Source organism: Pseudomonas sp. YL2, from assembly GCF_023063025.1.
GTDB lineage: Bacteria > Pseudomonadota > Gammaproteobacteria > Pseudomonadales > Pseudomonadaceae > Aquipseudomonas > Aquipseudomonas putida_A.
This window is the reverse complement of record NZ_JAJSLU010000010.1, coordinates 66,050-83,170: the sequence shown is the minus strand read 5'-3', so window position 1 is coordinate 83,170 and position 17,121 is coordinate 66,050. Positions and strand designations below refer to the sequence as shown.

The following is a 17,121-nucleotide window of genomic DNA, read 5'->3' as shown; positions in this document are numbered from 1 at the left end:
AATTAGTTGTGCGACGTGGCTGGGGTGGCGTTGGCTGCGGTCAGGGTTTCACCCTGAAAGCCGCCGCCCAGCGCTTGCATCAGTTGAATCGACAGGTCGATCTGCTCGGCTTTGAGGTTGGCCAGCTGACGCTGGGCCTGCAGCAATTGCTGCTCGATGCTGAGCACGTCCAGGTAGTTGCCGATGCCGGAACCGTAACGCTGGACGACGGTGTTGTAAGAATCCTGAGCAATCTCGGTGGCGTGCTGCTGCGCGCCGATCTGCCGGCCGATGTCACGCAACTGGTTGATCGTGTCGCTGACATCACCGAGGGCTTTCACCAGACTTTTGTTGTACTGCGCCACCGCCAGATCGTAATCGGCGTCGCGCGCATCGAGGTTGGCGCGCAGGCGTCCACCGTCGAAGATCGGCACCGAAATGGTCGGGGCGATGCTGAAGAAACGACTGGCCGACCCGAACATCGCGTCACCCAACAAGGATTCGGCACCGGCCGAGGCCGTGAGGTTCAAGTTGGGATAGAAGCGGGTTTTCGCCGAGTCGATGTCTTTGCTCGCCGCTTCTACGCGCCAGCGCGCAGCGACCAGATCCGGACGCCGACCGAGCAGCTCCGCCGGCAGCACCGACGGCACCGCCACGGCGCTGGCTTGCAGGACTTTCGGCCGGGCGATTTCGTTGCCGCGATCCGGGCCTTTGCCGAGCAGTACGGCCAGGGCGATTTTCGCGCTGTTCAGACGTTTTTCAGCGTCGATCAGGCTGGCTTCGGAACTGGCCTCAAGGCTTTGGGTTTGCTGGAACTGGTACTGGCTGTCGATCCCGGCACTCAAGCGGCGCTGGCTCAGATCGAGCATCTGTTTGGTGCGTTTCAGATCGTCGTTGGCCAGGTCGTAAACGATATGCGCCTGACCCAGATCGCTGTAGGCGCGGGCCACGTCGGCGGCGAGGGTCAATTGCGCGGCCTGACGGTCGACTTCGGCAGCGCGAGCCTGACCGAGTGCAGCTTCCCACGCATCGCGCTGACCGCCCCACAAATCGAAGTTGTAATTGAAACCGGCGCTGACGTTACGCACGGTGGCGTAGGCATCGCCCTGCCCGCGCGGGTCCTGATCCTTGGCCAAGCGCGAACGGCTGATGCCGGCGCTGGCGTCGAGGGTCGGATAGCGTTCGGCATCGGCGGCATACGCGGCGGCGCTGGCCTGATGCGCGCGGGCTTCGGCGATCTGCATGTCCGGGCTGTCATGCAGCGCTTCGCGGATCAGCCCGTCGAGTTGCGGATCGCCGAGGCTCGTCCACCAGTCGCTCTTCGGCCATGCCGCCGGCGACAGAGTCACGCCGTTGAGCGACTGGCCGACTTTCAGGCTTTTCGCGTCGAGATTTTTGCCCTGAGTGTCGAGGCCGCTGTAGTTGGCGCAGCCGGCGAGGATCATCGCCGACAGCACCAGGGTCAGGCTGCTGCGCAAGGTTTTACCGCTCATTGTGTTCACCTAACCGCTGGATAGTGATCGGGTCACCGGCTGCCAGCAGGATTTTCTTGAGGATGTATTCCAGGGTTTTCAGCTCTTCACGAGAGATGGCGCCGGCCAGTTCATTCATCGCATCGGCACCGATGTATGGCAGGCGATCGGCCAGTTGCTGGCCCTGCTCGGTGAGCTTGAGTTGCACCTGACGGCGATCGCCTTCGCTGCGTTGGCGAGCCAGGAAACCTTTCTGCTCCAGACGATCGAGCATGCGTGTCATCGAACCGCTGTCCAGCGACAAATGCCGGCACAGCTCGGCCGGGGTGTCGACGCCGAACTGGGCCATGATGATCAACACCTTGAACTGCGCGGCGGTGATGCCGTGGGGTTCCATGTGGGTATCGATGATCCGGTCTTTGAGCAGCGCGGCACGGCCGAGCAACAGGCCGAGATGGCAGTGTTTGAATTCGTCCGGGGTGAAATGCTTCATGTGCTCACCTAATAACTGCCTAGGCAGTGAATGTATGTCGAGATGTTACTGCCTAGGCAGCGAATGTCAACGTAATAGTTAGGTTGCTTTGTAATTAGTTGACCAGTGGACTGGGTCTTTGTGGCGCATAGAAGAAGGCCATCGCGAGCAGGCTCACTCCTACAGGGGATCTCCTGCGAACACAGACTTCGCGTCGATCAGCAATCCGATGTAGGAGTGAGCCTGCTCGCGATGGCAGCAACTCGGTTTAAAGCCGATCAGACTTCATCGGAAGGACGGGCAGCCGCCGGCGGCTGGAGTGGATGCACTTCGCGCCCGCGCAAGGCCGCCAGCGCATAACCGCAGGCGCGTTTGATCACCGCATACATGCTGTGCCAGCCCGGCGGTGCCGGCTCGATGGCGGCATGCAGCGCCCGGGCGTAATCGAGCACCAGACCGGGCGTCCAGGCCATCACTTCGGCGCGTTTACGCACCTGCGCCGCCACCCAGAACTCGGGGCTGAGGACCACTCGGGCGAAGTCGAACATGCTCGAATGCCCGCGATTCATCGCCCCTTCAAGGGCCGCTTCGAGACTGTGGGCGACGGCACTCGAGCAGTTGCGGCTGGTGAGGTTGTATGTGCTGTTCTGCCGATATTCGCTCCAGAACGCCTGCAACCGCCGGGCGTCGTAGTGAGCAAAACTGACCTGAACCGAAGACGGGCACCAGTCCGCCACCTCCCCCGCATAGTCAGGCAGAAACCGCCCGGCGACATCGTTGTTCGGCGTCGCCCGCAACAAGCGCACGAAATCCCCCGCCGAACGATCGATGTCATCCAGCGGGTAGTGGCTGATGTAAATATCCGGGCCACATTCCAGCGCCGCGTGACCGGCCGAGATCACGCCGCTGATGTCGACCGCGGCGATATAGCGGTTGAGCAGACGGTTGCGCACCAGAGTGTCATCGACGGTGCCGCTGGGAGTCCAGACATGAATGACCAATGCGTCGCTGCTGGCCGGCGCACTGAGCGCAACAGGGTTTGTCAGCGGCGGCAGGTGCCTGAAGCGCACGGCTTGGCGCAACAACGCACAGCCCGAGAGAAACAGGCTCATGCCGATGCAGAACGGCACCGTGCCCTTGTACAACGTCGGATACGGTTCAAGGATAAACAGGCCAAAGCCGATTTCGAACAATCCGGTCAGCAACGACAATTGCCAACCGACAAAGCGCACCACCACCGCAGCCGCCAGCCTGAAGACCCCGTCAACGATGAAAGCCCCGCCAAACAGCACCGCCAGAATCAGCCCGGCAGCATGTTGCCGGTCAACGATCAGCAGCCCCAGCAAGAGAAACGCCAGACCTCGCGCTTTACGCAGGGCCGCAGCGGTTCCGGTTTGCGGTGCCGGCACCAGCAGCAGGATCAGCGCTTCGAGTAACAACAGATAGCCGAAGAGATGCAACGGGAAATACAAAACGCCATCCAGCGCATCGATGAATATCGCCACCCCGGCCGCGCCCCAGACGATGCCGGTCAGCGCCAGTGCCGACCAGCGTTTGCGGACAAAGTCATTACCGAGCAGGACCATACTCAAGCGGACCATAGGCGCAACCGGCAAGGTTTTGAGGGTGCGGTGAGTCTAATACATCCTGGAAAAACCGGATCGCAGCGTCACGACCCGGCTATTGGCCACGTTCTCAGAAATCGCGCTTGTAGAAGATATCCAGCGAACTGGCGACACCGCTGGCGGCTTCGACATAAACCTTCTTGCTCAGCTTGTAACGCAGCGCGATGGTGTTGGCCGGCTCGAACACGCCGACGCCATAACGCAGGCTGAGCTTTTCGGAAATGTTACCGCTGGCAACCACGCTGGTGGTGTTGCCGCTGCCTTGGGTGTCGAGTTGGAAGTCCTGAATCCCCAGGTCTTTGGCCAGGCCGCTGGTGACTCCGGAACTGCCCATCAAGCCCAGACCCAACGCCGCTTGCGCGAGCATGTTGTTGTCTTCGCCGTTAGTGCTCAGCGGACGCCCCAGTACCAAGTAGGACAAGGCCTGCTCCTGACTCATGGCCGGTTCGGAGAAGATCTGCGTGGTCGGTTGCTCGGCGCTGCCGCTCAGGCGGATACCGGCGATCACGTCGTCGGTCTGGCGGATCGCTTCGATGTCCAGATACGGCTGATCGATCGGGCCGGCAAACAGCAGCCGCGCACGACGCACGTTCAGGCGCTGGCCATAGGCGCGGTAACGGCCGTCGTTGAGCCACAGCTCGCCACGGGTGTCCATGTTATCGCCGATGTGCACGTGACCTTGCAGGTTGGCGGTCAGGCCGAACCCGGCGAAGCTCAGTTTGTCTTCGCCGACCACCACGTCGATGTCCATTTTCATCGCCAGCGGTGGTTTGCCCTCTTCGGTCTGCGCCCCAACGATGATCGTGTCGTCGGACACTTTCACCGTCGATGGCGGCAGTTCACGCACGGTGATTTCGCCTCGCGGCACCTGTACCTTGCCGGCAATCTTCAGCTCATCGCCGGCCATGGAAATCTTCAGGTCCGGCGCCACTTCAAGCTTGGCGTACGGTTCAACGGTGACCGGCAATTGCGTGCCCTTGAGCGCCAGATCGACTATCAGCGCCTGCCCCCACGCGACGTTGCCATTGAGGCTGCCCTGGCCGGTCTTGCCGCTGTTCCAGCCGCCGTCCAGACGTACCGACTCACCGGCAATCACTGCTTGCAGTTGCAGATCCTTGAGTTCCATCGGCAGCTCGGCGCCGGAGACTTCGCCGTCACTGAGTTTCACCGTGCCGTTGACCAGCGGCGCCAGCAGCCCGCCGGAAATCGTGCCGCTGCCGTTCAAGCGCCCGGTCAGTTTCTCGACCATCGGCACAAACGGCCGCGCCACCGAAAGGTCCAGCCCGCTGAGACGGAAAGAACCACTCAGCGGTTTATTTTTCGGCAACGGATTGAGCTGTGCCTGCACCATCAGTTCGCCGAGCTTGCCGCCGACGAAGTTGAGTTCGGTATCGACGCGCTTCGGTGTGAGTTTGCTGGTGAGCTTCAGGGTCTGGTACGGGAAGTCCAGCCACTGATCCTTTTCCTTCATGCGCAAGGTGCCGCCGCTGGCGTCGACGCTGACCACGCCGTTGGGGCCGCTGGCCGGCAGATCCAGTTGCAGGTCGGCGTTGAGCTTGCCCTGCCAGGCAAAGTCTTTCGGCAACCATTGTGCGAGGCTTTCAATCGGAAACTGCTTGAGGTGATAGCGCAGTTTCGGCTCCGGCAGCAGGCGCTGGTCTTCACCGCACAGGCTGGCATTGCCGGACATCCAGCAATGCGCGCCGAAGTTGATCTTGCCGTCGGCGAGGCGTTCGAGTTTGGCCGGGCTCTGCAGTTTCCAGTCCTGGCCGCCGGCCTGAATATCGCCGCTGGCCAAACGACCGCGCCAGTTGCCCTTGTCCAGATTGCCGTCCAGGCCAAGGGCCAGTTTCAGCTTCGGCCCGAGCAGGTCGAGGTTGAGTTTCTGGCTCTTGATGTCGCCCTGCGCGCTGGCGGTCAACACGCCGAGGTTGGTGTCGCCGGCCTGAATGCCGCTGCCCTTGAGGTCGATCTTCGCCCGTTGCGCGCTGTCGAGCGTGGCGTCGAGGTTGAGGCTTTGCAGGCGATTGTCCTGGAACGCCAGTTGCGAACCTTGCAGATCAAGTTTGCCTTGCGGAGCTTTCAGCGTACCGGCAACGTTGACCTGACCCGTGACCTGCCCCCGCAGCTGCGGCCAGAGCTGGGCCAGACGCGTCAGTTTGATGTCGATCTGCCCGGTGAGCTTCTGTTGCAGGCTGCCCTTGCCGCTGATGCTGTTATCGCCGAGGCGGATTTGCAGGGCATTCAGGTTCCACTGCTCACCGGCACCGTCAGCCTTGGCCTGGAGGATCGCCGGTTGCCCGCGCAATTTGCCTTTGAGGTCGAGATCGGCGGTGAGGCTCAGGCGTTCGTTCTTCATTTCGCCTTTGCTGCGCAACGGCCCGGCCAGGGTGCCCGGCAACTCCGCAACCCAGTACGCCGGGTTCAGCGCAGAGAGATCCAGCGCGGTGTCCCAGGCGATGCCGTCGGCGAACTGCACGTTGACATGCCCTTCTGCCTTGCCCTGCCCGGCTTCCATTTTCAATTGCGGCAAGGCGATTTGCTTCAGGCTGCCGCTGAACGGACTGCTCAGGCTGAACGCCCCCGCCGGGCCATCGAGATCGGCGGCGAAGTTACCGAGGTACTGACCGTCGGTGTAGGAGACTTCGCCGGTGAAGGTGCGCAAGGCGACTTGCGGCTCGTCGATTTCGTTATACAGCCGATGCCACGGGAAATCCTGCCAGTTGATGTTGGCCTGAGCCGTGAGGCCCTTGCTCCAGTCAACGCTGCCGGTGAGCTTGAGGCTTTGCTTATCGTTGGCCGTCAGGTCGAGGCCGGCGATCTGCGCACCGCTGGCATCGACCTTGCCTTTGAGCAGCAGCGCCACCGGGCCTTTATCGGCGGGCAGCGTGGCGTTGCCGTTGAGCTGATAACCGTTTTTCAGGTCACCGTCGCCGGTCAGTACCAATTGATTGAGTTGCAGGGTGTCCGGCAAATCGGCGCTGGGTTTGAACGCCTCGGAGGTGATGCGCACCTTGGCCGGCAGATTTTCCGCCAGCGGTTGCAGTTCGCCGCTCAACTGGCCGTCGAGGTAGCCACGGCTGTCGGCATGCAGGTTGAGGGTTTTCAGAAGATCACCGTCGACTTTCAACGCCAGCGTCCATGGGCCAGTGCCTGGGGACGGCAGGCTCAGGTCACCGGCGATGTTCAGCGGCCAGTTGCCGGTCGGTTGCAGCAGGCCGGAGAGGTTCAGGCTGAGGTCGTCGCGTTGCAATTTCACGCTGTCGATCTGCAGGCCCTGGGCCGTCCAGTGCGCCGCCAGTTGCAGGCCCTTGAGCTGCTCGCTGCCGTTGAACAGCAGGCTGCCGACTTGTACGTCGCCGAGTTCGATGGCCACCGGCAGTTGCAGATCCGGCAGTTTGATCGGGCCGCTTTCAGTGGTTTCTTCACTCGGCGGTAATTGCAGAATGACCTGATCGGCCTTGAGCTGTTCGATGCACAAAGTCATGCGCGTCAGGCACAGCGGTGACCAGGCGAAGATTGCCTGGTTCAGCTCGACGCGACTGCTGTCCTGCTGCCACAGCAGATGATCGGCGCTCCATTGGCCACCGAGACGGCCCTGGAAATTCTCCACGCTCAAACCCGGCACCAGGCTCAGCGCCCAACGGCTGCCGGCCTGCGTCCCGAGTACCGCGCTGATGCTCAATACAATTAACAACAGCAACGCCAGCAGTGTCAGTGCCGCTATTTTCAAACCACGCTTCACAGCTCAGGCCCCATGGAAAAGTGCAGCCGGATGCCGCCGTCGTCGTCCAGCGCGTGGGCCAGGTCGAGGCGGATCGGCCCCACCGGCGAGACCCAGCGCACACCGATACCGACCCCGGTCTTGAGGTTCGGCAGTTCGAGTTTGTTGAAGGAGTTGCCCTGGTCGACGAAGGTCGCGACCCGCCACTTCTCGGCAATCGAGTACTGATACTCGACGCTGCCGGCCACCATGTAGCGGCCGCCGATGCGGTCGCCCTTGGAGTTCTCCGGGGACAGACTCTGGTAGTCGTAACCGCGCACGCTCTGATCGCCACCGGCGAAGAAACGCAGCGACGGCGGTACCGAGTTGTAACCGTTGGTGGCGCTGCCGCCGACCTGCACCCGACCGAGGAAGCGGTGGTTGTCGAACACCGTGGTCAGGCCCTTGATGAGCGCCGTGCCATATAAAAGGTTGTTGTCCGAGCCAAGGCCTTCTTTCGCCACTTTGCTTTCGAAGGTCAGGCGATAGCCGTTGTGCGGGTCGATGCGGTTGTCGCTTTTCAGGTACGAGTAACTGATGCCGGGCATCAGCAAGGTACTCAGGCCGGAGTCGTCGCCGAGTTCATATTCTTCGCGCTGCCATTTCAGCGAGATCACTCGCTGCCAGCCGCTGGGCAACTTGCTGTGCCATTCCGGGCCGAAGGTCAGCAGCTTGCTCAGGGTGTCCGAGCCGTCGATGTTTTCAAATTGATAACCACCGGCCCAACGCAGTTTGTCGGTCAGCGGTGGGTCGAGCGGGATGTCATAGAACAACCCGACGTTCTGCCGTGGCGCCGACAATTCGGCTTCCCAGCCGTAACTGTCGCCCTGCGGGTTGACCCAGTGGCGCGTCCAGTTGGCCTTGATCCGTGGGCCGACGTCGGTCGAATAACCGAGGCCCAGGCCCATGGTGCGTGGTTTGCGCGTGTCGAGTTTGACGTCGACCGGGATCACGTCGTTTTTCGCCGCCGTCGGCGCCGCATCGACGCGCACGCCTTCGAAATAGCCACTCGATTGCAGGTCGCGGTTGAGTTCGGCGATCAGCTCGGAGTCATACGGATCGCCAGCCTTGAACGGCACCATGCGTTGCAGCAGGTCTTCGTCGAACGGCGTATCACCCTCGAAACTGACTCTGCCCAGCGCATAACGCGGGCCGCTTTCGTAGATCAATTCAACGTCGGCCACCCCGGCACGCGGGTCGACCAGGAGTTTCTGACTGGTGAAATGGCCACTGAAAAAACCGAAGCGCGAGGCCTGGTTCTGGATCAGGCGTTTGGCGTCTTCATAACGCCCATGGTTGAGCACCGCGCCGGACTTGAGCGTGTCACTGCTCGGCACACGAAAGGATTTGAGGGAGGCAGCAGGGCCATCGACGCGGATGGTCACATTGCGCAGACGAATCGGCTCGCCGGGATCGATGTTCAGCACCAGGCGCGGCTTGTCGCCGCCCTTCACATCACTTTCGATCTGCGGCTGGTAATAACCCAAGGCCTGCGCAGCTTTGCGCGCCTGCTCCTCGGCCCCGCGACTGAAGCGCAGCAAGGCTTCTTCATCACGATCGCCGAGGCTGCCGATATAGCCTTCTATATTGGCCTTGAGTTCGTCGTTGGACGGTTTGATCCGCACGTCCAATTCACTTTGCGCCAGCGCCGCGCAGCTGGTTAACAGCATGAGCACGCCACTGGTAAATCTTCCTGGAAACTTCATAGGCGCGGATGCTATCACGGGCTTGGGAGCGTGATAGAACAGGAAATTTCCTGAAAAGTTCTATGGCTAAGCAGTTGCAGTTTGTAACACCTGCGGATTGGCGTGAAAAAACACGTGCTCGCGCACCGGGCCGACGGCCACTTCGCCGATCTCTTCGTAGCCCTGGCGTTTATAGAATTCCAGGTAACGCGGGTTGCCGGTGTCGAGCACCACACCTTGCGAGGTTTCGTCCACCGCGCACCAGTTGTGCACGGCGGTCAGCAACTGCTCGCCGAAGTGTTTGCCCTGAAACTGCGGATGAATGCCCAGCAGCGGCAGCATGTGCACCGAGTCGCTGGGCACGCAGGCGGCCACTGCATCGTGATATTCCAGATAACGGCGGGTGCAGCGGAAACCTGTGCTGAGCACCATGCGCAGGCGCCACGCCCAACTTTCGGTGATGCCCAGGCGACGCTGCGGCGGCGCGATCAGAGCAATGCCGATCAGGCGGTCATTGACTAACAGGCCGATGGCCGGCTGATCCTGCAGAAAATGCTGTTTGACCAGTTCGCGCACCGTGGCTCGCACGCGCTGCTCGTACCCCGGCCGCTCGGCCTCGAACAGGTAACCGAAGGTCGGCTCGTGGCGATAGGCCTGATACAGCAGCGATCGGGCTTCGCGCGAGTAACCGCGGTCGAGCATGTGGATGTCGGCGATGGCGGTCTGGGTTTCAGGCATAACGGTGATTCTCCCCCGGGGCGCGGCTCAAATGACTGCGCTCTTGATGGTACGAACCTTTTGCGGGTGGCGCAGTTCCCCACAGGTATAGACCAACTCGGGATCTTCATCGACTGGGCGGCCGCCATCGCGAGCAGGCTCACTCCTACAGGGGGTACGCATTCCAATTGTAGGAGCGAGCCTGCTCGCGATGGCGTCAGCTCGGGCAACCCACATCCCACAGATGAAAATGATTTCTCCCACCCCACACTGGCCCCCATCCCACATGTCAGCTAGCATCGCCCTTTTGCCAGGACTGCCGACCATGAAGATTGTTTCCTTCAACATCAACGGACTGCGCGCCCGTCCGCATCAGCTGGCAGCGCTGATCGAAAAGCATCAGCCGGACGTGATCGGCCTGCAGGAAACCAAGGTCCACGACGACCAGTTCCCGCTGGAAGAAGTGCGCGCGCTGGGCTACCACGTTTATTTCCACGGTCAGAAAGGCCATTACGGCGTCGCCCTGCTATCGCGCAAAGAACCGATCGCGATCCACAAAGGCTTCGCCAGCGATGAAGAAGACGCGCAGCGCCGCTTTATCTGGGGCACCTTCGCCGACGCCAATGGCGTACCGGTGACCATCATGAACGGCTACTTCCCGCAGGGCGAAAGCCGCGACCACCCGACCAAATTCCCGGCCAAGCAACGCTTCTACAGCGACCTGCAAACCCTGCTGGAAAGCCAGTTCCACAACGAGCAGCCGCTGGTGGTGATGGGCGATGTGAACATTTCCCCGGAGGACTGCGACATCGGCATCGGCCCGGACAACATGAAGCGCTGGTTGAAAACCGGCAAATGCAGCTTCCTGCCGGAAGAGCGCGAGTGGATGGCCCGCCTGAAAAACTGGGGCCTGACCGACAGCTATCGCCACTTGAACCCGGACGTGACCGACATGTTCAGCTGGTTCGACTATCGCAGCCGCGGTTTTGAAGACGAACCGAAGCGCGGGCTGCGGATCGATGTGATCCTGGCGTCCCATGGTTTGCTGCCAAGGGTCAAGGATGCGGGCGTGGACTATGAACTGCGCGGCATGGAAAAACCGTCGGATCATGCGCCGATCTGGCTTGAACTGGCCTGATCTCAAGCTTTAAGAGAACCTTGTAGGAGTGAGCCTGCTCGCGATGACGGTGGATCAGTCGATGTGTTTATTGGCTGATACTCCGCCATCGCGAGCAGGCTCACTCCTACATTGGATCACTGTCATGTTTTGGTCATGCGCCTGACTTAATCTCCCCGGCAATCCCCTTGGCTTGATTCGGTGCCGGCATGACCCTGCGTGTTCTGTTCGCTTTTCTGTCGAGTGCATGGCTGACGGTCAGTGCCGCCACCCTGCCCATCCCTGAAAACGGCCCGGCATTGCGCATTCAGGGTTCCAACACCATTGGCGCCGACCTTGGCCCGGCGTTGGTTGAAGGCTTTCTGCAGGACCAGGGCCTGCTGAAAATTCACCGAGAGAACCCCGACGCCGCCAACGAACAACACATCGTCGGCCAGACTGCCCAAGGCAAACGGGTGGTGATTGAAGTCGCCGCCCACGGTTCCAGCACCGGTTTCACTGCGCTGAAAAGCGCCAGTGCCGACCTCGCCGCCTCCTCCCGACCGATCAAGGACAGCGAACTGCTCAGCCTGCAAGCGCTCGGCGATCTGAAAAGCGCCGCCGCCGAGCAGGTGATTGCCATCGACGGCCTGGCGATCATCCTTCACCCCGGCAACCCACTGCAGCAACTGGACACCGAGCAACTGGCGCGGATCTTCAGCGGTGAGGTGAAAACCTGGGAAGACCTCGGCGGTCGCGGCGGCGCGATTCATTTATATGCGCGGGATGATCAGTCCGGCACTTACGACACGTTCAAGGAACTGGTGCTGGGTCGGCGTGGGAAAAGTCTGAGTTCCAGTGCGAAACGCTTCGAATCCAGCGAGCAATTGTCCGACGCGGTGAGCAGTGATCCGCAGGGTATCGGTTTCATCGGTCTGCCGTATGTGCGTCAGGCCAAAGCCGTGGCGATTGCCGACGGCGCATCGCAATCGATGTTGCCGCTCAACAGTCTGATTGCCACTGAGGACTATCCGCTGTCGCGGCGCCTGTTCTTTTATCTGCCGCCGGGCAACCAGAATCCGTGGGCATCGGCACTGGTGGCGTTTGCGCAAAGCCCACAGGGCCAGAAGATTGTCGCGGCCAACGGCTTCATCAGCCAGACCGTGCACGCGATGACCGTGACACCGAATGCGCTGATGCCCGAGGGTTATCAATCCCTCAGCCGCCATGCCCAGCGTCTGACGGTGAATTTCCGTTTCGAGGAAGGCAGCGCCAGCCTCGACAACAAGGCGCGGCAGGATCTGGCGCGGGTGCTCGACTATATACAGCGCCACGACAAGACCGAGCGCGCGGTGACGCTGGTGGGGTTTGGCGACGAGAAAGACGATCCGGCCCGCGCCGACCTGCTGTCAAAGCTGCGGGCGATGGCGGTGCGCCGTGAATTGGTGAAGAACGGCGTGGTGATGCGCGAAGTGCGCGGGTTTGGCGCGTTGATGCCGGTGGCGGCGAACAGTGCGGATGAAGGCAGGATCAAGAATCGGCGGGTTGAGGTTTGGGTGTATTGAATCTGATGTTGATGGACTGAATGGGCTGGCCCCTTCGCGAGCAGGCTCGCTCCCGCAGTGATCGCATTCTTCCATTTGGTATGCGGTCTAATGTGGGAGCGAGCCTGCTCGCGAAGCCGGCGACGCGGTCTTAATGACCGCTGCGCAGCATTTCCTTCGGCACATACTTGCCGATCTCGAACTTGCCGATTGCCGCGCGGTGCACTTCGTCCGGGCCGTCGGCCAGGCGCAGGGTGCGCTGCATGGCGTACATATAGGCCAGCGGGAAATCGTTGGAAACCCCGGCCCCGCCGTGGATCTGGATCGCCCGGTCGATCACCCGCAGCGCCACGTTCGGCGCGACGACCTTGATCTGCGCGATCTCGCTCTTCGCCACTTTGTTGCCGACGGTGTCCATCATGTACGCCGCTTTCAGGGTCAGCAGGCGTGCCATGTCAATTTCCATGCGCGAGTCAGCGATCTTGTCGACGTTACCGCCCAGACGCGCCAATGGCTTGCCGAACGCGGTGCGACTCACCGAACGTCTGCACATCAATTCCAGCGCACGTTCAGCCATGCCGATCGAACGCATGCAGTGGTGAATGCGGCCCGGGCCAAGGCGACCCTGAGCGATTTCAAAGCCGCGTCCTTCACCGAGCAGGACGTTTTCGTACGGCACGCGCACGTTGTCGAACAACACTTCGGCGTGGCCGTGCGGTGCATCGTCGTAGCCGAATACCGGCAGCGGGCGGACGATTTTCACCCCGGGGGTGTCGACCGGCACGAGGATCATCGAGTGCTGCGCATGGCGCGGTGCGTCAGGGTTGCTCAGGCCCATGAAGATCAGAATCTTGCAGCGCGGATCGCAGGCGCCGGAAGTCCACCATTTCTTGCCGTTGATCACCCATTCATCGCCATCACGCACGGCGCGGGCGGCCATGTTGGTGGCGTCGGACGAGGCCACGTCCGGCTCGGTCATGGCGAACGCCGAGCGGATCTCGCCGCGTAGCAGCGGTTCGAGCCAGCGCTGCTTCTGCTCTTCGTTGGCGTAGCGCACCAGCACTTCCATGTTGCCGGTGTCCGGCGCCGAGCAGTTGAACGGCTCCGGCCCCAACAACGAACGGCCCATGATTTCCGCCAGCGGTGCATATTCAAGGTTGGTCAGGCCGGCGCCGAGTTCCGATTCCGGCAGGAACAGATTCCACAGCCCTTCGGCCTTGGCCTTGGCTTTGAGCTCTTCCATGATCGCGGTCGGCTGCCAGCGATCACCCTCGGCAACCTGGCGTTCGAACACGGCTTCGGCCGGGTAAACGTAAGTGTCCATGAACGCGGTCACGCGCTCACGCAGTTCTTGCACCTTGGGCGAATAAGCGAAATCCATGAGCAATTACCTTCTATGGGCAGAGGTTGTTCAGATCATGCAATCGATGCTAGAACAGCGCTGATAATTTACCTAGCCTATTCTCGGCGTGTATAAACATTCATCACCGATATATGATCCGCTGATCGTCAGCCCCTAGAACAAGAGAAGCCGCGTTATGAATCTGAGTAAGGTCGACCTCAACCTTTTCATCGTCTTCGACGCGATTTACACCGAAGCCAACCTGACCCGCGCCGGGCAGATTGTCGGGATTACCCAGCCGGCGGTGTCCAACGCGCTGGCGCGGTTGCGCGAGACCTTCAACGATCCGCTGTTCGTGCGCACCGCCCAAGGCATGGTGCCGACGCCGATGGCACAGAACATCATCGGCCCGGTGCGCAACGCGCTGTCGCTGCTGCGGGTGTCAGTCCAGGAGAGCCGGATTTTCAACCCGGCGCAGGCGGTGAAGACTTATCGCATCAGCATGACCGACCTCACTGAGGCGGTGATCCTGCCGCCGCTGTTCCAGCGTTTGCGGCGTCTGGCGCCGACGGTGATCATTGAAAGTTTCCTGTCAAAACGCCGCGAGACCACCAAGGAACTGGCTGCCGGACGCCTGGATTTTGCCGTCGATGCCCCGCTCAACACCGACCCGCAGGTGCGCCACGTCAAGCTGATGGAAGACCGTTACGTCTGTGCGATGCGCAAGGGGCATCCGCTGGCGGGCAAGGAAAAGCTCAGCCTCGACGACTACCTGTCGCTGACCCACATTCACATCTCCAGTCGCCGCAGCGGGCTGGGCTATGTGGATCTGGCGCTGGGCAAAATGGGCATTCAGCGCAAGATCGCCCTGCGCTCACAGCATTATCTGATGGCGTCGCAGGTCATGCAGCAGACCGACATGGTGATGACGGTACCCGAGCGCTTTGCCCGGCGTAACGACTTGCATGCGTTCAACCTGCCGGTCAACGACGTGCCGCCGCTGGAGACTCACCTGTACTGGCATGAAAGCACCGACCAGGACCCGGCCAATCGCTGGATGCGCGAGCAGATCATCGAGTTGTGCCAGCAGGTGGCAGCGCAGGAGAAGAAGCTCGACAAAGTGTAAGGCTGGCAACCGCGTTATCGTTCTTCGCGAGCAGGCTCGCTCCCACATTCGATCGCGCTTCTTCAGATGACATGCAATCAACTGTGGGAGCGAGCCTGCTCGCGAAGAGGCCATCCCTCACACCATACATCTTGAACCTTGACGTAAACGTCAACTCGCCATTAGCTTAGCGCCAAGACCTTTTTCCGAGCGCTTTCATGAGCAGCCAGACCTACAGCATTTCCGACCTCGCCCGCGAGCTGGACATCACCACCCGGGCGATCCGCTTTTATGAAGAACAAGGCCTGCTCAGCCCCGAGCGCCGTGGCCAGGAACGCATCTACTCGCCGCGCGACAAGGTCAGCCTGAAGCTGATCCTGCGTGGCAAGCGCATCGGTTTCTCCCTGGCCGAATGCCGTGAGCTGATCGAGCTCTATGACCCGTCCAGCGGTAACACCAAACAGCTCAACAGCATGCTGGCAAAAATCGGCGAGCGCCGCGAACAGCTCGAGCAGCAGTTGCTCGACATCGAACAGATGAAGCTGGAACTCGATACCGCTGAAGAACGCTGCGTGCAGGCGTTGGAACAGACGCTGAAGAGCCAGCAGATAGCGCAGTAATCAGCCACAACTCATTCCCTGTGGGAGCGGGCTTGCTCGCGAAGGCGGAGTGTCAGGCGACAAATTTTGTATCTGATACACCGCCTTCGCGAGCAAGCCCGCTCCCACAGGGACCTCATGTAATTCCGAAAATGAGCAGGTCAACCCATGTCCCTCCCCTCCCAAGTACGCCTGATCGAAGTCGGCCCGCGCGATGGCCTGCAGAACGAAGCCCAACCGATCAGCGTGGCTGACAAGGTGCAACTGGTCGACGCCCTGAGCGCCGCCGGTCTTGGTTATATCGAAGTCGGCAGTTTTGTCTCGCCGAAATGGGTGCCGCAGATGGCGGGATCCGCCGAAGTGTTTGCGCAGATCCAGCGCAAACCCGGCGTGACCTACGGCGCACTGGCGCCGAACCTGCGCGGTTTTGAAGATGCACTGGCGGCCGGTGTGAAAGAAGTCGCGGTGTTCGCTGCGGCGTCCGAGGCGTTCTCGCAGCGCAACATCAATTGCTCGATCAGCGAAAGTCTGGCGCGCTTCGCACCGATCATGGAGGCCGCGAAACAGCACGGCGTTACCGTGCGCGGTTACGTGTCCTGCGTGCTCGGTTGCCCTTATGAAGGCGAGGTCGAACCGGAACAAGTGGCGATGGTCGCCCGCGAGTTGTATGCGATGGGCTGCTACGAAGTGTCCCTCGGCGACACCATCGGCACCGGCACCGCCGGCGCGACCCGGCGATTGTTCGAAGTGGTGTCGGCGCAAGTGCCACGGGAAAAACTCGCCGGGCACTTCCACGACACCTACGGCCAGGCGATGGCCAACATCTATGCCAGCCTGCTGGAAGGCATCGCGGTGTTCGACAGCTCTATCGCCGGCCTCGGCGGCTGCCCGTACGCCAAAGGCGCGAGCGGTAACGTCGCCACCGAAGACGTGGTGTATCTGCTCAACGGCCTGGGCATCGAGACCGGTATCGACCTGGACGCCCTGATTGCGGCGGGGCAGCAGATCAGCGCGGTGCTCGGTCGCCCGAGCGGTTCGCGCGTGGCCAAGGCCCGTAACGCCTAGTGAGGGCGAAGGTGTTACCGCTGTGTCCGAAACGTGGGCGGAGTCGAGTAACACGGAAACAAATTGTCTGGTTTGCCCTGAAAGAAAAAATCCTTCAAAAATCCCAACCACTTGATTTAAAAGGGATTTAAAAAGTTGGCACGGCTTCTGCTATCTCTATGGCATAACAAGAATAAAAAGCAGCAAACCAATAAAAATAAGACGTACCGACTCTGACATAACAAAAACAACACGGCAGAGACGCAGCTAACAGATTTTTTTGGAGAAGGTGTGCTTTTCAGGGTGCTCTCAGGAGTGACCCGCAACCGGGCAGAGAACAATAAAACTACCTTCAGGTAGCTCCCGAATCGGTTGGATCGTTTAACGAGAAAGCAGATCAGCGCTCAAAAAAATACGTTTGCTCTTGACCCCGGATGGGGGTCGCCAAAAACAGCGGTAAAGGGCCACGGTTGCCAAAAACAACAACAGACCGCCCCTCAATAATAAAAAAAGAGCACGCGACGACAAAATTAAAGGGGAGCTTCGGCTCCCCTTTGTGCTTTCTGTGATTCCCGAATCCCCCGCCGCCCCTTGTAGGAGTGAGTCCGCTTCTGCTGGCGGGGTGTCTGGTGGGGGACAAATTGACTGTGCCACCTCCGTCCTCGCCCGCCCCCCCCC

12 protein-coding genes are annotated in these 17,121 nt (G+C 60.9%); 5 read left to right on the top strand and 7 right to left on the bottom strand.

Going from position 1 to position 17,121, the window contains the following annotated elements:
- Positions 1 to 2: 2 nt before the first annotated feature.
- From LVD08_RS15715 to LVD08_RS15690, 6 genes are all read right to left on the bottom strand, one after another.
- Positions 3 to 1,472 carry an efflux transporter outer membrane subunit gene (locus LVD08_RS15715; RefSeq protein WP_247268597.1) on the bottom strand — a complete coding sequence of 490 codons (1,470 nt, stop codon included), beginning with the start codon at positions 1,470 to 1,472 and terminating at the stop codon, positions 3 to 5.
- Positions 1,462 to 1,944 (bottom strand): MarR family winged helix-turn-helix transcriptional regulator, encoded by a 483-nt coding sequence (locus LVD08_RS15710; protein WP_027614634.1) that lies wholly within the window; start codon positions 1,942 to 1,944, stop codon positions 1,462 to 1,464. Before LVD08_RS15710 ends, LVD08_RS15715 begins: the two co-directional genes overlap by 11 nt.
- A gap of 257 nt (positions 1,945 to 2,201) precedes the next feature.
- Positions 2,202 to 3,524, bottom strand: a complete 1,323-nt coding sequence (locus tag LVD08_RS15705; RefSeq protein WP_247268596.1) for an HdeD family acid-resistance protein — start codon at positions 3,522 to 3,524, stop codon at positions 2,202 to 2,204.
- Between the two features lie 94 nt (positions 3,525 to 3,618).
- Positions 3,619 to 7,293: a translocation/assembly module TamB domain-containing protein gene (locus LVD08_RS15700; protein WP_247268595.1), complete on the bottom strand. Its 3,675-nt coding sequence runs from the start codon at positions 7,291 to 7,293 to the stop codon at positions 3,619 to 3,621.
- Positions 7,290 to 9,017, bottom strand: a complete 1,728-nt coding sequence (locus LVD08_RS15695; protein WP_097088154.1) for an autotransporter assembly complex protein TamA — start codon at positions 9,015 to 9,017, stop codon at positions 7,290 to 7,292. Before LVD08_RS15695 ends, LVD08_RS15700 begins: the two co-directional genes overlap by 4 nt.
- A 66-nt stretch (positions 9,018 to 9,083) precedes the next feature.
- The gene (locus LVD08_RS15690) at positions 9,084 to 9,734 is read right to left on the bottom strand and encodes a GNAT family N-acetyltransferase (protein ID WP_007961094.1); all 651 of its coding nucleotides are present in this window, start codon (positions 9,732 to 9,734) and stop codon (positions 9,084 to 9,086) included.
- 304 nt (positions 9,735 to 10,038) lie between these two features.
- Here LVD08_RS15690 and xthA point away from each other — a divergent pair, with 304 nt between their 5' ends.
- Positions 10,039 to 10,851: an exodeoxyribonuclease III gene (gene xthA, locus LVD08_RS15685; RefSeq protein WP_095138861.1), complete on the top strand. Its 813-nt coding sequence runs from the start codon at positions 10,039 to 10,041 to the stop codon at positions 10,849 to 10,851.
- A gap of 188 nt (positions 10,852 to 11,039) precedes the next feature.
- The gene (locus tag LVD08_RS15680; protein WP_096795665.1) at positions 11,040 to 12,374 is read left to right on the top strand and encodes a substrate-binding domain-containing protein; all 1,335 of its coding nucleotides are present in this window, start codon (positions 11,040 to 11,042) and stop codon (positions 12,372 to 12,374) included.
- Positions 12,375 to 12,504: 130 nt separating this feature from the next.
- Here LVD08_RS15680 and LVD08_RS15675 read toward each other — a convergent pair whose 3' ends face one another.
- Positions 12,505 to 13,734 carry an acyl-CoA dehydrogenase gene (locus LVD08_RS15675; RefSeq protein WP_247268594.1) on the bottom strand — a complete coding sequence of 410 codons (1,230 nt, stop codon included), beginning with the start codon at positions 13,732 to 13,734 and terminating at the stop codon, positions 12,505 to 12,507.
- A gap of 157 nt (positions 13,735 to 13,891) precedes the next feature.
- Here LVD08_RS15675 and LVD08_RS15670 point away from each other — a divergent pair, with 157 nt between their 5' ends.
- The 3 genes from LVD08_RS15670 to LVD08_RS15660 all read left to right on the top strand — a co-directional run bounded on the left by LVD08_RS15670 (position 13,892) and on the right by LVD08_RS15660 (position 16,464).
- Positions 13,892 to 14,821: a LysR family transcriptional regulator gene (locus tag LVD08_RS15670; RefSeq protein ID WP_027614626.1), complete on the top strand. Its 930-nt coding sequence runs from the start codon at positions 13,892 to 13,894 to the stop codon at positions 14,819 to 14,821.
- A 197-nt stretch (positions 14,822 to 15,018) separates the two neighbouring features.
- The gene (locus tag LVD08_RS15665) at positions 15,019 to 15,420 is read left to right on the top strand and encodes a MerR family transcriptional regulator (RefSeq protein WP_027614625.1); all 402 of its coding nucleotides are present in this window, start codon (positions 15,019 to 15,021) and stop codon (positions 15,418 to 15,420) included.
- Between the two features lie 147 nt (positions 15,421 to 15,567).
- Positions 15,568 to 16,464: a hydroxymethylglutaryl-CoA lyase gene (locus tag LVD08_RS15660; protein ID WP_247268593.1), complete on the top strand. Its 897-nt coding sequence runs from the start codon at positions 15,568 to 15,570 to the stop codon at positions 16,462 to 16,464.
- Positions 16,465 to 17,121 lie beyond the last annotated feature (657 nt).